This window comes from Bacillus sp. L_1B0_5, assembly GCF_000836715.1.
Lineage (GTDB): Bacteria > Bacillota > Bacilli > Bacillales > Bacillaceae_G > Bacillus_A > Bacillus_A thuringiensis_S.
The window spans coordinates 25,540-42,542 of sequence record NZ_JXIS01000048.1; the positions used below are offsets into that span (position 1 = coordinate 25,540).

Here is a 17,003-nt window from a genome sequence, read left to right on the forward strand (position 1 = left end):
TGGGCAGAATATCTGCCCAAGGAACAAGCTAGAAACCTTCATTATTACTTTTTAGTTGCTGTAAACTTCAATTTCTTGTTTATCTTGACGGAAGTTATACTTCACATCTAAAGCATGTGCAACAATTAGCTCTTGCTCAGCTTTATGTGCGAATGGATCGCCGCCAGATGGACTAGAGCGATCAGGACGTCCAATGTAACCTGTTTTCACTTTATCTCCAGCAAGTTCGAACAGAATTGGAGCCATGTAATGCCACGCGCCCATATTACGAGGTTCTTCTTGAACCCAAATGATTTCTTCTAAGTTTTTAAAGCGTTTAATAATAGATTGAACTTTCTCAGCAGGGAATGGGTACAATTGCTCAATACGAACGACATGAACTTCGTCTAAGCTGTACTCGTGTTTACCAGACTCGATTTCTGCTGCTAAGTCAATCGCCATTTTACCTGTACTTAAAACAAGACGTTTTACTTTATTTGGTTTCATACCAAGGTTTTCTTGTTCTAAAGCAGGTTGGAAACGTCCTTCGCTTAACTGGCTAGCAGTTGAAAGCGTAAGTGGGTGACGTAACAAGCTCTTCGGCGTCATCAGTACTAATGGTCGAACAGCTTCTGTTCCTAAGATAGATGCTTGACGACGTAGGATATGGAAGTATTGTGCCGCGCTCGTTAAGTTTGCAACTGTCCAGTTATTCTCAGCAGCTAACTGTAAGAAACGCTCTGGACGTGCGCTAGAGTGCTCTGGTCCTTGACCTTCATAACCGTGTGGTAATAGAAGAACTAAACCAGATTTTTGACCCCATTTTGCTCTTCCGGCTGAAACATATTGATCAAATAATGCTTGCGCAGTATTTGAGAAGTCACCATATTGTGCTTCCCACATAACAAGAGTTTCTGGAGCGAATACGTTATAACCATATTCGTAACCAACAACAGCAGCCTCTGATAACGGACTGTTATGAACAGAGAATGAAGCATTAATGTTTGGTAAACGGTGTAATGGTGAATATGTCTCATTTGTTTCTGTATCGTGCAGTACGATATGACGGTGTGCGAATGTACCACGCTGTGAATCTTGACCAGTTAAACGAATTGGCGTACCTTCTTGTAAAATAGAAGCGAATGCTAACGATTCAGCAAGTGCCCATTCAATTTTACCGTTCTCTTCAAGAGCATCTTTACGGCGCTCAAGAATTTTCTTCACTTTTGGATATACGTTAAATCCTTCTGGCCAAGATAGTAGACCTTCGTTAATTGCACGAAGTGAGTCAAGTTCAATACCAGTATCGATTGGTTGAATACCTTTTGCAACAACATCGGGCACTTTAACGTGAATTGTTGCATCGCTCGTATCAGCTGGTGGTACTTGTGCATAATCGGATTTTAATTGCTCTTGTATAAACTGTGTAATTGTTTCAACCTCATCTGCATTTAGAACACCAGCAGCTTGTAATTGATCTGCGTAAATTGCTCTTACAGTAGGGTGGTTTTTAATTTTTTTGTACACTTGTGGTTGCGTAACCGCTGGGTCATCCATTTCGTTATGACCATATCGACGGTAACCGATTAAATCGATTAAGAAGTCTTTTTGGAACAACATGCGATATTGAATCGCAAGGTTAGCAGCTGCAAGACAAGCTTCTGGATCATCAGCGTTCACGTGAACAATCGGAATATCGAAACCTTTTGCAAGGTCACTTGAATATTTCGTAGAACGAGAATCATAGCTATCAGTCGTGAAACCAACTGCATTGTTTGCGATAACATGAATCGTTCCGCCTGTTTGATACGCGTTCAATCTGCTTAAGTTCAACGTTTCAGATACAATACCTTGACCAGGGAATGCAGCATCACCATGAACTAAAATTACGAATGATTTTGAAGTGTCTTGATCTGGAAGACCAGATTTTTTACGATTCTCTTGAGCAGCACGTGCGAAACCTTCGACTACAGGATTCACGAACTCAAGATGACTCGGGTTATTTGCTAATGTCACGCGAGTGCTAATTTCTTCGTTACTAACGACTTGTTCTCTACCTAAGTGGTATTTTACGTCGCCAGTCCAGCCAGAATTGGCTACTGCGCCTTCTATTTTTGCATGTTTGAACTCAGCAAACATGTGACTATATGGTTTTTCTAATACGTGAGCAAGTACGCTTAGACGACCGCGGTGAGCCATACCAATCATGACATCCTCTACGCCGTTCTTAGCACCTTCTAGAACAATTTCATCTAAAACAGGTACAAGCATATCAACGCCCTCGATAGAGAAACGTTTTTGCCCAACGAATGTTTTATGCAAGAATTGCTCGAAACCTTCAACAGCTGTTAAACGTTTTAAAAGAGCAGTTCGTTTTTTATTTGATAGTGGTTGACGCAATGAATTTGATTCCACCATTTGATGCAACCACGCGCGTTCTTCACTATCTTGTATATGAGAAAATTCATAAGCTAAAGATTTTGTATAAACGTCTTTTAATCTATGAATTACATCAAGTGCAGTGTGAATACCTTCTGGTGCATCTTGCCATACTGTTTTCGCTGGAATCGCTTTCAAGTCAGCATCGCTCAGTTCACTCATTGCTTTCTCAAGAAGTGATTGTCCATTTGCAGCATCTTCCATCGGGTTAATGTGAGCCAACGTATGCCCGAAAGAACGAATTTGCTCAACAAGTTGAACGACTTTAAGAATCTTTTCAATGTTACCTGTGTTTTGAGGAGAAAAATGTGTTGCTGTGTTGTCCCCTGTTACGACATCATCTTGAAACGAAGGAGCTCCAAAAATTTCAAAAAGCTCTTGTAATTCCGGATCAACAGAACCTGCTCCAGTTACGTAAAGATCATACTGCTCAATAACATAACCAAGGTTCGGACCGTGGAACTTGGCCCAAGGGTTTGTCGTTGTATTCTTCCTCGTCATTTGTTTAAACCTCCCAATGCATATAATCCTTTTCCATACAAAGGTGCATTTTGCTCTTTTTCAATAAGTAATGAATCAATAATCAATGTAAATGTTTTCTTTACTCTTATGTTATTACAATAATTTACATAATACCAAACACTATTACTTATCTGTTTTGTAAAAAAACATTCACAATAACTTATCACCCAAGTTAATCTTTCACTTTATAAAGTAATTTTACAGAAAAATGGGGTGGATATATTTGGTATGCCTATACTAATAGCTATAATTGTTGCATTTAAATATAGGGACAATAGTTAGAATGTTTTAATAAAAATTAGTTTGAATTATGTATATTGAAATAATAAGCGCTTTCATAGATATTATACAACAATATAACGGAATATAGTATAAAAAATAAAAAATTATGAATTGAGCGTAAACTTTATTTCGATAGTGTTAACTATCGAAAGGAAAATGAAGGATTTCTACAAAAAAAGTTGTTAAACATAAAAAATGGTTCATAACCCGTTAGTTTCTATAAATATGCCAAAAAACACCGTAAAACCAATAACACATTTCATCTAATAAAGAAGAGAATGAAATATTTTAAAAGGATAAAACAAATATGAAGATATTAAATTTAAAAAAAGTTGAGGAGGAAATATAGTAACGATTACATACAGTGTTCCATGTTTTATTACAAAATAGACGTGCTGAAATCGAACAAGTTTCTTCTATATAAATAGAGTGAAAAATGATTAGGATGAATGTAAAGGAACCTTGACGTAAAGTTTACTTTACATATATACTCGATATATGGGAGGAGGGAGAAATTTCCTTGGAAAATAAAATGGTCGAATACCGAAAGAAATTTGGACTATCTCAAGAAAAACTGGCTGAGAAACTCGGGGTTTCCAGACAAACCATTATCTCAATTGAAAAAGGGAAATACGATCCATCACTTCCGCTAGCATTTGAAATAGCGAAAACATTTCAGACAACGATAGAACATGTATTTATTTATGAAGGAAAAGAAGAGGGGGAATAGGGATGAATTATTCACAAAAGTACTTTGTAATTATGGGTGTTATTTTTCTATTTATGAGTGGATTTATGATATTAACAGGTATAATGACGCATTCTGCACCGCCAAGTCCTACTTATACGTTACTTGCAATGATGGTTATGTGTTTCTGCCTAAGCTACTTACACCCGCAATTTAAAGAAAAAGACGAGCGAATGAAACTTATTCGTTATAAAGGAATGTTTGTAACCTTTTTTGCATTAACAGCATATTATCTTCTTTTCTCTATCGGCTTAAACTTAAAAATACTTACACTATCTGCTACTGAATTATTGAATATACTTATGGCACTTACGATGAGTACCGTCTTTATCTCATTTGTTGTTTTGGCAAAAAGATATTAAGATGGAAGAGAGAAAGGAAGATTAACATATGCAAATGATGTATGCTTTTGGCATTGGGCTTGTATTATTTTTAGCTGTATTCTTATTTATTCGTAAAGACGTTCAAGGCGGGACGTTAACGAAACGAGGATTTTATAAAATGATCGGCTGTTTAGTTATTATGTTTATTGCGATTATTGTAATGATCGTTTTAATAAGTCGGTCACTATAGAATGTAAAAACGGAACCTTACTGCGGTAAGGTTTTTTTATTGTTAAACCTAAAAATTACCACTAAATCCATTTACTATAAATAACTTATATTATATAATCCAATGAAATGATAGATAAGGAGTGTAGTATATGAATAAAAAAACTATCTTCTATTTATTAACTTGTCTACTACTTGTAGCTAGTACTACTTATATAATATGTAACAAACGAGAACAAGTGCCGCCTATATTAGTATGGGAGGATCAGGAGTACCACGTAACGAATGAACCTGCCAAAGTAGAAGAAGTTGGGCAAAAACTTGGTGAAGTAACAAAGAAAATTAAAACAAGTAAAAAACCTACTAAAAATAGAGAATCTAATACATTACAAGAGAAAACAGAAGTATTCACAATGATTGAGGAAGAAAAAAGTGATTACCAGCCTTTAATTATAAAGGAAACTTATAGTGATGAATATAGGGTAGTGAGGCCGATGTTGAAGCAAGTATTATGATGAAAAGGAGATTCATATGCAGACAGTAACTTCGTATCCGTGGTCGTTAAGAAAAATATTTGTCTTTTTCCTCCTATCGGTGCCGCTTACATTTTGATGAATAGAGGAGCAATACAAAAGAGAGATTTCATTTTATATTTATTATTTGCTGCTATTAATATATCGCTTTGGTTATCGTTTATGATCTTTGATCGGAGTATGTGGATGGTAGTAGGGCATTATTTGTTTGGAGCAGTTGTTATTGTTTTTTCGAATATGAATAAGAGCTAAGCCAGCAACCTTAAAGTTGCTGGTTTTTATTTTGCTATTTATAATGAAGAAACAAATTTTTAATAGAGAGTAGTGGGCGTTATGAGATGGAAAGAGGGAACGTTTGAAAAAATAGACACGAATGACTCATCTGTTGAGCAACTTATAAACACGTTTAAGGAACAAAACTTAATTGGTGGAGCAATAATAAGCTGTTTTAAAGTGCATAACGAAAATTTTTTTAAAGAAATACCACATTCGAAAGATGGATATGAGCACTTCTTTAGAAGAATCTTCAACTCTTTAGATATAATTAATAACTTAGAAGAGTTAAAAATACATACATCAGACAAATATAAGTTTCGTTTTAAAGAGCAGCTGGCAGTTATGCTTGATGGTAGCATTGCTGCGCAAATTTTGTGGGGCGGAGCATATGAAGGGTTTAAGGAACGACCAGTTATCGCAAAACAATTAGCAGTCAATGTATGTCAATATATGTTCCAAGATCGATACGAAGATATTAAAGTGTTCGAAAGCTATCGCCCTTGGACAGATTGGTTTTACGATGTTGCGTGGGATGTTACTTGGATGGTGTTAGATAGTAGGGAACAGAAAATGTGGTTCATTTGTGCTACGGATACAGATTGATAGAAGAGGGACCTTGTAGGAATGCTGCAAGGCCCTTTATCTTTTGGGAATTAATAGAAAATTAATCATATAAATGCTATACTAAAAAATGTTTGTAATGTCAGTTTCATAATATTGTATGATGCTGACTTACTAGAAAAGATAAGAGGAGAATGAGCGTGCAAAAGATAAAGAGATTATTGCTATTAATGATGGTAGTAGGATTAACAGCAGGTGTTTTAGCAGGGTGTGCAAATCCGAAAGATACTACAGAAGAATTTTTAACAGCGATACAAAAAGGTGATGTAGAAAAGGCTCGTACATTTGTTGAGAGTGACAAGGAATTTAATAAACTAAATGAAAAAACAGATGATGCTGAGGCAAAAGCAATGCTAAGTGCAATTACAAAGAACTTTAAATTTGAAAAGATAGAAGAAGTATCGAAAAAGGATGACAAAGCAGAAGTGAAAGTGAAAATTACATCTGCTGATCTATCCGTTGCTGTAACAAAAGCAGTGGGAGAAGTTATGCCAATGGCTTTCGCTAGCGCATTTAGCGAAGACAAAGAACAATCTGAAAAAGCGATCGAAAAAACAATGACCTCAACTATCATCAAAAACTTAACGGATAAAGATGCAGCAATGGCAACTCGCGAAGTTACATTGAACTTAAAGAAAGACAAAGATGGCGACTATAAAATCGTTGCTGACGATAACTTGAAAGAAGTATTGTTTGCCAATGCAAAGTCTTTGGAGAAGATGTTTGGTGGGAAGTAATTGAATGAGATAAAAAAGAGACACCATATCACGTAGAAGGTTGATATGGTGTCTCTTTTTTATGAACCTGGAGAGGTTTGAACTCACGAAATTAATTATATAAATTAGATATTGTGTTTTTGGAATTCAAGACATAAAGCTAGTTGTAACAGAGGAGGTACTGTATTCTATGTTTTCTTATGCGGATCTTGTAACGTAGAAAGGTAAAATTTCTGGACCAGATTTTAATTAGTGTTCCTTCAGCTTTAATGAGGAGGTGTACGAAGATGTTGTGACTATGCCTGCTGGATACTATTAATTGTGAAGTTAAATAAGACAACAATTTATTAGAGGAAGATTAGTTAGTTTAAGTATCAGATTTAGGTGTTTAACAGGGGTACTAATTAATTTCAGTTCTTCCATGAAAAATTATAGAAAAAGTATGGATAAACAAATTCTTGTTTTAAGTGAATTTTGTAAATGTGGGGGCTGCTTTAAATAAAGATGGTCAAACACTATGTAAATAATTGAGAGTATTAAAATATGCAGAATTGCATATTAAATATTTAAAATCTTATGCTAACCTTATAATGCGAAATATAACATTTGTTGGTAATAATTCATTTTTGAAAGATAAAAAATGAATCATTACAGTGTTATACAATTCACTGTCCTATAGCATAAACGATAATAACGAAAGCTATTTGAAGTCCATTGAAGGAAATAAGTTATTAAAAAAGATTCCATATAGTGAATTTGTTGAAAATTCAGATTCTACAAATGTCATCTTATTTTTAATGTCTTATAAGAGTGACGCCATTAGAGGGCAAAATATTGTAGTTGACTATGGATATACAATTGTATAAATAAATCATCTTGAGAATTAAGGGTGTGGATAATGAGTTTACTAATTAAAGATTTAACAAAGAAATTTGACGAGCATGTTGCAGTGAATAATTTGAATATCGAGATACCAAAAGGTGAAATATTTGGATTCTTGGGCGGGAATGGAGCAGGTAAAACGACTACATTTCGAATGATACTTGGCCTTTTATCGAAATCAAGCGGAACCATTTCATGGAATGGTAAGCCTATAAATTATGATGTAACGGATAAGATTGGGTATTTACCCGAAGAACGTGGGCTTTATGCGAAAATGACTGTCAAAGAACAAGTTAATTTTTTTGCAAAATTAAAGAACATGAAAAGTAAAGATGCAGAAAAAGAACTTCACTATTGGCTGGAGCGTTTTAATATTACTGAGCATCTGAACAAAAAGGTAGGAGAACTTTCTAAAGGGAATCAGCAAAAAATTCAGCTGATAACAGCGATTATACATAAGCCTGAACTTTTAATTTTAGATGAACCATTTAGTGGTTTAGATCCAGTAAATGTTGAAATGTTAAAAGAAGCTGTTCTTGATATGCAAAAACAAGGGGCGTCGATACTTTTTAGTTCACATCGTATGGAACATGTGGAAGAGTTATGCCAACACATTTGTATCATGCACAAAGGAGTACCTGTTGTTCAAGGAGATATTGCCAAAATTAAAAGTGACTTTGGTAAAAAGAATGTTGTAATCGTTGGCGATCATGACTTTGATCATTTGAAAGAAATAAAAGGTGTAGAAAGTATGAAGAAACGTAAAAATGCAGTTACTCTTAAAATTTCATATGAAGAAGTTTCGCATGTTTTATTTAAAGAGATAACGAAATTAGGTTTTGTTAAAAAATTCGCAGTAGAAGAACCTACATTAAATGACATCTTTATTGAGAAAGTAGGTGCACAGCATGAATAGTTTCTGGACGATTTTTTTACAAAACTATAAATCTAAGGTAAAAGCTACATCATATATTGTTATTACAATCATGATTTCTATGTTAATTATAGGAATGATGAATTTTGAAAAAATTTATAACTATTTTGTAGGTAACGAGGAAGAGCAAGTTGTCGTTGTTACAGAAAAAGAAGAATTATATACAACAATTCAACAAGTGTTTAAAAATGTCGATAGTAAGATACATGTTAAACATAGTACGGATAAACAAAAAGCAGAATCAGGTGTTAAAGATGGTAATTATACATATGCAATCGTTGTAGAGGAATTGGATAATAAGCAACTAAAGGCTACGTATATAACTGAGACAGATACAAATCAGCAAGATGTTAGTAAGGTTCAAACGATTTTATCTCAAATACAATCTTCTAATTTCGCGCAGCAATTAAATCTATCACAAGATGAATTAAAGGTGTTAACAATGCCAGTAGAAATTCATACCAAAACTATATCAGATAAGGTTAAAGATGGAAAACATACAGAGGGTGTAGGGATTTTAATTAATACCTTTATCATGCTAAATTATTTAATGATATTATTGTATGCTGCACAATTAGCTACAGATGTTGCAACAGAGAAATCTTCTCGTGTCATGGAGTTAGTTGTTTCAAGTATTTCGCCTACCAAACATTTATATGCGAAGCTATTTTCAACATTATCAGCAGGTATTACGCAAATCATAATTTGGTGTTCGGTCGCAACTGTTGGGTATAAAACATCAGTTAATGATTCGGAAAATGATATTTTAAACAGTATTGATTTTAATTCTATTGCTCCTACTTTAGTGGTGTATGGGATTCTATTCTTCACATTAGGATTCTTATTATATGGCTCATTATCTTGTCTACTCGGCTCTATTATTAGTCGTATAGAGGAATCTTCTCAAGCTGTTATGCCGTTAACATTTATGTTAATTGCTGCTTTATATATCGCACTTTATGGAATGTCAAATCCAAGTAGCACGGTTGTTACCATTACTAGTTATATACCTTTCTTTACTCCTATTGTTATGCTCGTTCGAATTGGATTCCTCAATATCCCAGTATGGGAGATTGCGCTTGCATTAGCGATTCTAATCGCAACAATATGTATGATGATTGGTTTAACGAGTCGTGTTTACCGCGGTGGCGTATTATTATATGGTAAAGGCGCATTTAGTAATATCAAAAGGGCAATCAAGTTAGGGGAAAAATAAGATTGGTTTATTCATATTTAAAAAGACTACATAGTTAATCTATGTAGTTTTTTGTTGTTACGATAATTTTTATATATAAATTATCGTATTAAGCTATTTTTCAAAGAGAACTTTAAAAAGATCCCAAAAGAGAGTAAAGAATCGAGTTCTGGCGAACAACGCAGAGCGATGATTGATATAATTTATGTTTTTCTCCAAAATGAAGACAAGAAGTAGGGGGGGAATTTAGTTTTAATAATAATCATTTATTTGCTACATAAAGAAAACCCCTTGAATATCAAGGGGTTTTTCCTATGATCCCGACTGGCCTCGAACCAGCGACCTCCACCCTGTCAAGGTGGCGCTCTCCCTGCTGAGCTACGGGATCCCAACTATAAATATTACGATCAGCAATGTGTTTTCATTTCATTCGTGTAATCGAAGGATTTGTATAATTTATTGAATATTGTAACATTTGATGTATTCCTATAATAGCAACAAACTTTAATAGTGTAAAGATGTAATTTTCTGGATATTATCATTCCAATTTGTATATAAAAAATAAGCCCCGAAGAGCTTATTTTAATAATAATATCACCGCGATTATCAATGATATTTTCAAAAATACAATCATAAATAATGGAGCTCGTTCATGAGCTATCGTCCTGTAACTGTCATTCCTGCTGTGTAAATTGTATCTACAGAACCGTCAGCACTTACAACTTCAACTTTATAGCGATATGTTCCATTGTCTGAAATGTTTTCGCCATATCCTGTGAAAGTAGAAATTTCATCATTACTTCCAGCTGGAACCCATTGATTTTGCCAATGGAAGAAAGTATCATATTCTCCCCAGTTATCGCCATATTTTTTCTCGATGCTGACATTGTAATGAATATCTTCAGCTCGTTCATTTGTAATTCTTGCAATTACGTTTTGACCAAAGCTATATTCTGTAGCGTGTACTTGAACTGTAACACCATTCAACGTTTCGCTAGGACCACAAATATAACGACAGAACTCGCTTGCTCCGTCAGCATGTGCCTTCGGTGTATCAATGTTCATAGCTGTTAAACCACCTAAAGCTAAAGCTCCTGTTAATAATACTTTACCAAATGTTTTCACTTGAAATTCCCCCTAAGTATATTCTCAATTCGTTCCATAGATATCACATTAAGTAGTTTTATAACATTAATCTAATCGAACGCTTTTTTCCTCGAGTGTATTCGCTATGAATCTTTCATCTTGTAGTAATCTAACCTCTACATAAAATTTCATAGTTTTGATTCCATATATGTATCATGATTTACATAGAACAAATCTGTTAATACGTTTTGGTTATTTGCTTATTCCACCACTCTTTATTACCTTTTATTGGTAAAACGTTGATTTTATTATATACCATTATTATCTATTTACAAGAAAAAATCATACTGTATGCAAAAATGCATAATAAAAAACACTACTTGTATTCTGTAATTCAGAATACAAGTAGTGTTGGGTTTCAATTAATATTTAATTGGAACTTAATGCTAACTTTTTATGTTTAACAGTATACAATATATCATCGTTAATTAAAGTCATAATTGATAAATCTTGTTCAGGGGACGCTCTTCATGCTGAGCTACGGGATCTTCAAAAGGGAAAGTATAAGCGATTATGATAGTAATGTATAAAGGGATAATGATGAGAAGCGAATTTAGTAGAAAGTAGTCTTTGGATGTAGAGGTTATATTATTTCCGATACCAATCCAAAGGACCTTCATCACTCAAATCAACAAGAAAAGGGAACAAGAAGTGTAAAGGTAAGCTTATGAGTTCTGGCATAGCGTTCACTGTTTTCTTTGATAGATATTGCCTCCCAAAACAATACGGACAATCTTTTTCAAATGTCATGAGTATCGACCATACATCTTTTACTTTCCATTTCGTTTTACAATACGTACAACGCGCCATTGAGTTCCTCCTCAGTTTAAGGTGCTTTCTAATATATTCTACTTTATTGTACGAAAGTCATTTGAATTTGATGTGGTAAAATGCAAAACAAGCCTAACCACGTTCTACATTCAGGAAGGGGCTAGGCTTGTTTTAATTTCGATCAAAGTCTCTTTGTATCAGGCTGTTTATACATTGCCTAGATAGCTTCGCGTTAAATTCGGGAGAATAATTTTTCCATTTTCACTGTATTTTTCGAATAGATCTGATAGGAGAAAAACAAAGTTTTTATACTGTTCGTCATTTTCTTTCGGAGCATAAGACGCTGATAAATTTCTTCCCAAAAACCCTTCATAATCAAAAAGTAAATCATTTTGATATTCTTTAAACTCATACTTGCCATCTTTAAAAAAGCTGTTAAATACTTCTGGATTTTCATCTATTCCACCGCTAAAGCCTTTAAAGTTTGGGCAGGTTTTCTGGCAAATTTCTGCATTCTCTTTAATAAGTGGACTAGTTAAATCTCTACTATTCCAAACAAGAGCAACATTTGCTTTTTGTTTTAAAATTCGTTGGCATTCGATTTTGAAAGCCTCTTTATCAAACCAATGAAATGCTTGGGCAACAGTTACTAAATCTACACTATTTTCTTTTAAAGTAGTATTTTCAGCAGTTGCTTTTATGGATTGAAAACGAGAATATAGTTTTAACGATTGCTCAGCGATCTTCCTCATATCATGATTTGGTTCAACTCCAATAACATGTAAACCACTTTCAAGCAGCTGGCGGCTAAATATCCCTGTACCTGAACCAATATCAGCCACAATCCGATTCCCTTTCAGTTGGTTAGCTGAAAGCAAGTACTCAATATATTCATTAGGATAACTAGGGCGATATTTTGCATATATATCGGCCCTGTCAGTAAAATTTTCTGTTGTTTTCACAGTACTACCTTCTTTCTTACGATATTATGTACAGAAATAGAAATTAAATATGAATTCCGGCATCAGTCTCTAAGTCTACAACTTAAGAGTCCAGCTAAATAGAAAGGCTCAGTTTCTGTATTCAAATATCCTTTATCCGTTTAGTATACTATTTTAGATAATATCTTCCAAAAGACTAGAATGGCTTACTCAATTATGTTTTAAAGGGTATATTTTTATGGATTTATTTAATAATTTATGAGCGATTGTATGTCGTATTACGTTTACTTAGGTAAGAGATTTTCATTTTTGCTATTTAAATTGGCCAATATATCCTTTTTACAATTTACTGAAAATCATGTATAACAGAGATACATGATTATTTTATCTCGCTATTTGCGGGCAGTAAGATCCCTTACCTCGAAATTCAGCAAAAGTAAAGAAGTTAGGTTGGAGTCGGGCTGCCCGTAAAAGTCCGATTAGTGAGGGTTGATGAAAGTTTCACTTTATAAATATTCAGAAGTAGAGGGAGAAAAGTTGTAATGGTAAGAAAAACGTTCAAGATGCGCGTGTCTAAAAATAGAACGATTTCGATTAATGGATCGATTCTTGATGTGGATGTTACACATGATGAATTTTTACAAGAGTTTGTTGAGTGGGTTGATTCTAAAGGTTGGTCGTTTATGGGGATAACGGATGAGATTACGCCCGAGGAAGCTAGTCAAAAGTTAATAGATTCGTTGATTGATGAGAAGGATAAGAAAGAGTAATTCCTTCTTATTTTTATTGTATATTTATGTTCTTCATCGTAAAAATATGATATAGTAAAAAATAGTGAAAATTCTTCCAGTTTAATACAAATTACATATGATTGGTAGATTTATTATTTTGTTAGGGGAGTAAATGGAAAAGGGAGAGTCATATGGTAAATTTTAAGAAAATTTTGGTTTTTATTACAGTTATTTGTTTGTTTTTGTTGACACCTATGACATTGCGTGCTGAGACGAATATTGGAGTAAATCCAGAACAAGTTGCACCACCACCTGTGGAAGGACCGAATGTTTTTAGTCAGTTTGCAACGACAATCGATGCGAAAACAGGAGATGTTTTGTATGACAAAAACGCATATCACCGTGCATTTCCTGCTAGTACGACGAAAGTGTTAACAGCGATTTTACTCATGGAGCATACGAAGCCAGAGGATCAATTTACATTTTCACAATTAGCGTTAGATCAAGAGAAGAGTAATTATCAAATTGAGTTTCAACCTGGAGAGACAATTAATAGAAATACTGCGCTTATGATTTTAATGGTGCTGAGTGCGAATGATGTGTCGTATGCGATTGCGGAGCGGATTGGCGGGAGTGTTGAGAATTTCGCCAATATGATGAATGAGAAAGCGAAGCAATTAGGGGCGAAAGATAGCCACTTTGTAACACCGAATGGATTGCATGATCCGAACCATTATACGACGCCGTATGACATGGCTATGATTACGAGAGGTGTGCAAAAATATCCTGAAATTTTACAAGCGATGAATACGAAACGAACGACAGTTACGACGTCTAGCCAGACGGTGTCTATTTTTAATAAATCTACTTATTTTGAAAATCCATATAGTATTGGTGGTAAGACGGGGTTTACGAATGAAGCGCGTAATACACTTGTTTTATTAAATGAGAAAGATGGAAATCGTATTATAAATGTAGTAATGGCTTCTCAAAGACCTGAAATTTATGAAGATTTGAAGCAAATGGCGGACTATTCTTTCGGTCAATTTACGAAGCAAACAGTGCTCGATAAACATAATTGGCATCAAAAAACAACATATTTAAATAAAGATGTTAGTTCTGAGTTGGAAAAAAGTGCAGAACTTATGCTTAAGAAAGATGAAGGGAAAAATGTGAAAACTATTTTCCGGGCAGCTTCATTAGATAAAGAATCTTTGTATCATAAAGGAATACATCGTGGTGAGGTAGTTGGTGCAGTTGATATTACGAAAAATAATCAAACAATTGCGACGGTAAATGTTCTTTCAACAGAAGATGTCACTTTTGCGATGCCTAAAAAAGATACAATTGCATCTGAAGAAAAAGAGTCAAATGTGAAAGTAATAAGTGTTGGGATAGGCGCGATTGTATTATTTGGAGCCATTTTATATGTAGTGCTACGCCGAAATACAAAAGGAATGAAAACAGAAGAAAAATAACGTAGTAGTAAAAAGACTGTGGAGAGATTTTGTCACAGTCTTTTTTTATACTAAAGAGACATTTAACTAATAATTGTAAATTTTCTTATTGCAATAACTTAAAGTTCGTTATATCATTTACTTGTGTTCTTGTTAAAGAACAAAATGAACATTGCATACTTCAAATAATATAAAACAACGGAGAGGGAGAGAGACGATGAAATTAATTTGGAAGGTAATTAGCAACGCAATCTCATTTGTTTTATTTGCATTGATGGTTTTTTTAGCTTTTGTAGTTATTTCTTCAAAAGCGAGCGGTGGTGATCCGACAGTGATGGGATACCAATTTAAGAGTGTTCTTTCAGGATCAATGGAGCCGACGTTTTTAACAGGATCAATCATTGCAATAGAACCAAACAAAGATGGTTCTAAATATCAAAAAGGTGATGTTATTACCTTTAAAGAGAAAGATCAAAAAATTATCACTCACCGTATTATCGGTGTGAAAGATACAAATGGAAAAGTAATGTATGAAACAAAAGGGGATAACAACAACGGACCAGATTTAGAGCCAGTACTTGCAGAAAATGTAGTTGGAAAGTATGCAGATATTACAGTTCCGTACGTTGGTTATTTACTGAATTATGCGAATTCAAAAGCGGGAGCAGCATTACTTCTTATTATTCCAGGAGTCTTTTTACTTGGTTATTCCGCGATTTCTATTTTTGGGGCTATTCGTAGCATTGACGGAGAAAAGAAAGATAAAAAAGTAGAACAATCCGTCTAGTTCGTTTGGTTATACTTTCCGTTTAGGAAGTTAACAAATATATATATTAAGGGGATATGGACATGACTTTAAAGAAAAAATTAGGAATGGGTATTACATCAGCAGTACTAGGAGCAGCGTTAGTTGGTGGAGGAACATTTGCGTTTTTCAGTGATAAAGAAGTGTCAAACAATACATTTGCGGCTGGGACACTTGATTTAGCATTAAATCCATCAACAGTTGTTAACGTATCGAATTTAAAACCTGGGGATACAATTGAAAAAGAATTTAAACTAGAAAATAAAGGCTCTTTAGATATTAAAAAGGTTCTACTGAAAACAGATTATAATGTAGAAGATGTAAAGAAAGATAATAAAGATGATTTTGGTAAACATATTAAAGTAACATTCTTAAAAAATGTAGATAAGCATGAGACAATTGTGAAACAAACTACTTTAGATAAATTAAAAGGTGACACACTTACAGCTGTAGATAATGATTTATCGGCTTGGTTCTGGGATGAAAAAGGTATTTCAGCAGGTAAATCTGATAAATTCAAAGTGAAATTTGAGTTCGTTGATAATGGAAAAGATCAAAATCAATTCCAAGGCGATAAGTTACAATTAAATTGGACGTTTGATGCACAACAAACAGCAGGTGAAGAAAGATAATAACAAAAAGGGCTATCACATGGATAGCCCTTTTTCTATTTTTCTAGTATTTGTCTATCAATTTTAATAGTTCTTTACTATAATATAGATAATGTTCTGTATAAAGAACGTAATGTTCGATGGGGGAGATTAAGATGCTGAAAAGACCGCGGAATTTTAAAAAGATGCTTATATTGCCGTGTATGTGTTCTATTACGTTTTATTTAGGATCTCAAATTATGACGCATACAGAAGCGGCGTTCATTCATGAAACGAAAGTGGAAGCGACGCTTTCTACAGCAATTATATTTCCGAAAACAGTTAATACGTTAAAAGAGCAATCTGAGAAACATAAACAGTTTATTGAGCGTGAGTATGGAACGATGAAGGGGAAATCGAAAGCAACTTCTATTGAAGAAATAAAACAGGCGATTTCTGTATGGCAACAAGGGCGTGAGAAAATTGTTGCTGAGAAGGAAGCTCTGCAAAATGTATATACTGAAATAGAGGCTCCTTACAATCAAATACAAGAAGAATTAAAGGTAAATAAAGATGAGTCGATGCAGCAAGTGTCCGTATATGTAAATGAAGGCTTTCGCAGTATCAAAGAGAAACGTGACTATATTGAGAAAGAAATTAGCTTGAAAGCTATCGATGAGCAAATTCAGGCTCTTCAGCAACAATTAAACGTTGCAATTGAAGCGGAAGGACAAAAGAAAGCAGAAGAACAAAAGAAAGTAGAAGAGCAGAAGAAAGCAGAAGAACAAAAGAAAGTAGAAGAACAGAAGAAAGTAGAAGAGCAGAAGAAAGCAGAAGAACAAAAGAAAGTAGAAGAGCAGAAGAAAGCAGAAGAACAAAAGAAA

18 protein-coding genes, 1 tRNA gene and 1 pseudogene are annotated in these 17,003 nt (G+C 34.2%); 15 read left to right on the forward strand and 5 right to left on the reverse strand.

The genetic code is table 11. The annotated features are described in order from the left end of the window. Positions 1 to 51: 51 nt before the first annotated feature. A complete protein-coding gene (odhA, locus tag RT27_RS16790) occupies positions 52 to 2,919 on the reverse strand; it encodes a 2-oxoglutarate dehydrogenase E1 component (protein ID WP_043936726.1) in 2,868 nt (955 codons plus the stop codon). A gap of 823 nt (positions 2,920 to 3,742) precedes the next feature. Between odhA and RT27_RS16795 the strand changes: the two genes are divergently transcribed. The 10 genes and pseudogenes from RT27_RS16795 (at position 3,743) to RT27_RS16835 (ending at position 9,699) form a co-directional block, all read left to right on the forward strand. Then, a complete protein-coding gene (locus tag RT27_RS16795; RefSeq protein WP_000428506.1) occupies positions 3,743 to 3,952 on the forward strand; it encodes a helix-turn-helix transcriptional regulator in 210 nt (69 codons plus the stop codon). Positions 3,953 to 3,954: 2 nt separating this feature from the next. After that, on the forward strand, positions 3,955 to 4,332 hold the full coding sequence (locus RT27_RS16800) for a hypothetical protein (RefSeq protein WP_043936728.1): 378 nt from the start codon (positions 3,955 to 3,957) through the stop codon (positions 4,330 to 4,332). Positions 4,333 to 4,360: 28 nt separating this feature from the next. After that, positions 4,361 to 4,543 (forward strand): DUF3976 domain-containing protein, encoded by a 183-nt coding sequence (locus RT27_RS16805; RefSeq protein ID WP_001178297.1) that lies wholly within the window; start codon positions 4,361 to 4,363, stop codon positions 4,541 to 4,543. 130 nt (positions 4,544 to 4,673) lie between these two features. Further along, positions 4,674 to 5,036 carry a hypothetical protein gene (locus RT27_RS16810; protein WP_043936729.1) on the forward strand — a complete coding sequence of 121 codons (363 nt, stop codon included), beginning with the start codon at positions 4,674 to 4,676 and terminating at the stop codon, positions 5,034 to 5,036. Positions 5,037 to 5,052: 16 nt separating this feature from the next. Beyond that, positions 5,053 to 5,306 (forward strand): annotated as a pseudogene (locus RT27_RS16815) (hypothetical protein). Positions 5,307 to 5,387: 81 nt separating this feature from the next. After that, a complete protein-coding gene (locus RT27_RS16820; protein WP_043936730.1) occupies positions 5,388 to 5,933 on the forward strand; it encodes a hypothetical protein in 546 nt (181 codons plus the stop codon). A 158-nt stretch (positions 5,934 to 6,091) separates the two neighbouring features. Next, on the forward strand, positions 6,092 to 6,688 hold the full coding sequence (locus RT27_RS16825; protein WP_043936732.1) for a DUF4878 domain-containing protein: 597 nt from the start codon (positions 6,092 to 6,094) through the stop codon (positions 6,686 to 6,688). A 632-nt stretch (positions 6,689 to 7,320) separates the two neighbouring features. Beyond that, positions 7,321 to 7,533: an SDR family oxidoreductase gene (locus RT27_RS33600; protein WP_231577691.1), complete on the forward strand. Its 213-nt coding sequence runs from the start codon at positions 7,321 to 7,323 to the stop codon at positions 7,531 to 7,533. A 32-nt stretch (positions 7,534 to 7,565) separates the two neighbouring features. Further along, positions 7,566 to 8,465, forward strand: a complete 900-nt coding sequence (locus RT27_RS16830) for an ABC transporter ATP-binding protein (RefSeq protein ID WP_043936733.1) — start codon at positions 7,566 to 7,568, stop codon at positions 8,463 to 8,465. Continuing rightward, on the forward strand, positions 8,458 to 9,699 hold the full coding sequence (locus RT27_RS16835; protein ID WP_043936735.1) for an ABC transporter permease: 1,242 nt from the start codon (positions 8,458 to 8,460) through the stop codon (positions 9,697 to 9,699). The genes RT27_RS16830 and RT27_RS16835 overlap by 8 nt, the downstream gene beginning before the upstream one ends. A 294-nt stretch (positions 9,700 to 9,993) precedes the next feature. On the opposite strand, the gene RT27_RS16840 is transcribed toward RT27_RS16835, so the two are convergent. The 4 genes from RT27_RS16840 to RT27_RS16855 all read right to left on the reverse strand — a co-directional run bounded on the left by RT27_RS16840 (position 9,994) and on the right by RT27_RS16855 (position 12,557). Next, a tRNA-Val gene (locus RT27_RS16840) sits at positions 9,994 to 10,066 on the reverse strand. Positions 10,067 to 10,335: 269 nt separating this feature from the next. After that, positions 10,336 to 10,803 (reverse strand): hypothetical protein, encoded by a 468-nt coding sequence (locus tag RT27_RS16845; protein WP_016082408.1) that lies wholly within the window; start codon positions 10,801 to 10,803, stop codon positions 10,336 to 10,338. A 609-nt stretch (positions 10,804 to 11,412) separates the two neighbouring features. After that, a complete protein-coding gene (locus tag RT27_RS16850) occupies positions 11,413 to 11,634 on the reverse strand; it encodes a hypothetical protein (protein WP_043936736.1) in 222 nt (73 codons plus the stop codon). 167 nt (positions 11,635 to 11,801) lie between these two features. Then, a complete protein-coding gene (locus tag RT27_RS16855) occupies positions 11,802 to 12,557 on the reverse strand; it encodes a class I SAM-dependent methyltransferase (protein ID WP_043936737.1) in 756 nt (251 codons plus the stop codon). Positions 12,558 to 13,078: 521 nt separating this feature from the next. Between RT27_RS16855 and RT27_RS16860 the strand changes: the two genes are divergently transcribed. The 5 genes from RT27_RS16860 to RT27_RS16880 form a co-directional block, all read left to right on the forward strand. After that, positions 13,079 to 13,306 carry a hypothetical protein gene (locus RT27_RS16860; RefSeq protein WP_000251856.1) on the forward strand — a complete coding sequence of 76 codons (228 nt, stop codon included), beginning with the start codon at positions 13,079 to 13,081 and terminating at the stop codon, positions 13,304 to 13,306. A gap of 152 nt (positions 13,307 to 13,458) precedes the next feature. Further along, positions 13,459 to 14,745: a D-alanyl-D-alanine carboxypeptidase family protein gene (locus RT27_RS16865; RefSeq protein WP_043936739.1), complete on the forward strand. Its 1,287-nt coding sequence runs from the start codon at positions 13,459 to 13,461 to the stop codon at positions 14,743 to 14,745. Between the two features lie 196 nt (positions 14,746 to 14,941). Further along, entirely contained in the window at positions 14,942 to 15,511 is a 570-nt protein-coding gene (locus RT27_RS16870) for a signal peptidase I (protein ID WP_000767802.1), read from the forward strand. Positions 15,512 to 15,573: 62 nt separating this feature from the next. After that, complete coding sequence (locus RT27_RS16875) at positions 15,574 to 16,161, forward strand: CalY family protein (protein WP_000172852.1); 588 nt, start codon at positions 15,574 to 15,576, stop codon at positions 16,159 to 16,161. A 119-nt stretch (positions 16,162 to 16,280) separates the two neighbouring features. After that, a partial coding sequence (locus RT27_RS16880; protein ID WP_082044904.1) for a DUF4047 domain-containing protein occupies positions 16,281 to 17,003 on the forward strand: 723 nt, incomplete at its 3' end.

Excerpts from the sequence above, each read along its gene's own strand:
- odhA (WP_043936726.1), bottom strand. The coding sequence starts at position 2,919 with ATGACGAGGAAGAATACAACGACAAACCCTTGGGCCAAGTTCCACGGT.
- RT27_RS16800 (WP_043936728.1), top strand. The coding sequence starts at position 3,955 with ATGAATTATTCACAAAAGTACTTTGTAATTATGGGTGTTATTTTTCTA.
- RT27_RS16805 (WP_001178297.1), top strand. The coding sequence starts at position 4,361 with ATGCAAATGATGTATGCTTTTGGCATTGGGCTTGTATTATTTTTAGCT.
- RT27_RS16810 (WP_043936729.1), top strand. The coding sequence starts at position 4,674 with ATGAATAAAAAAACTATCTTCTATTTATTAACTTGTCTACTACTTGTA.
- RT27_RS16820 (WP_043936730.1), top strand. The coding sequence starts at position 5,388 with ATGAGATGGAAAGAGGGAACGTTTGAAAAAATAGACACGAATGACTCA.
- RT27_RS16830 (WP_043936733.1), top strand. The coding sequence starts at position 7,566 with ATGAGTTTACTAATTAAAGATTTAACAAAGAAATTTGACGAGCATGTT.
- RT27_RS16835 (WP_043936735.1), top strand. The coding sequence starts at position 8,458 with ATGAATAGTTTCTGGACGATTTTTTTACAAAACTATAAATCTAAGGTA.
- RT27_RS16850 (WP_043936736.1), bottom strand. The coding sequence starts at position 11,634 with ATGGCGCGTTGTACGTATTGTAAAACGAAATGGAAAGTAAAAGATGTA.
- RT27_RS16860 (WP_000251856.1), top strand. The coding sequence starts at position 13,079 with ATGGTAAGAAAAACGTTCAAGATGCGCGTGTCTAAAAATAGAACGATT.
- RT27_RS16865 (WP_043936739.1), top strand. The coding sequence starts at position 13,459 with ATGGTAAATTTTAAGAAAATTTTGGTTTTTATTACAGTTATTTGTTTG.
- RT27_RS16870 (WP_000767802.1), top strand. The coding sequence starts at position 14,942 with ATGAAATTAATTTGGAAGGTAATTAGCAACGCAATCTCATTTGTTTTA.
- RT27_RS16875 (WP_000172852.1), top strand. The coding sequence starts at position 15,574 with ATGACTTTAAAGAAAAAATTAGGAATGGGTATTACATCAGCAGTACTA.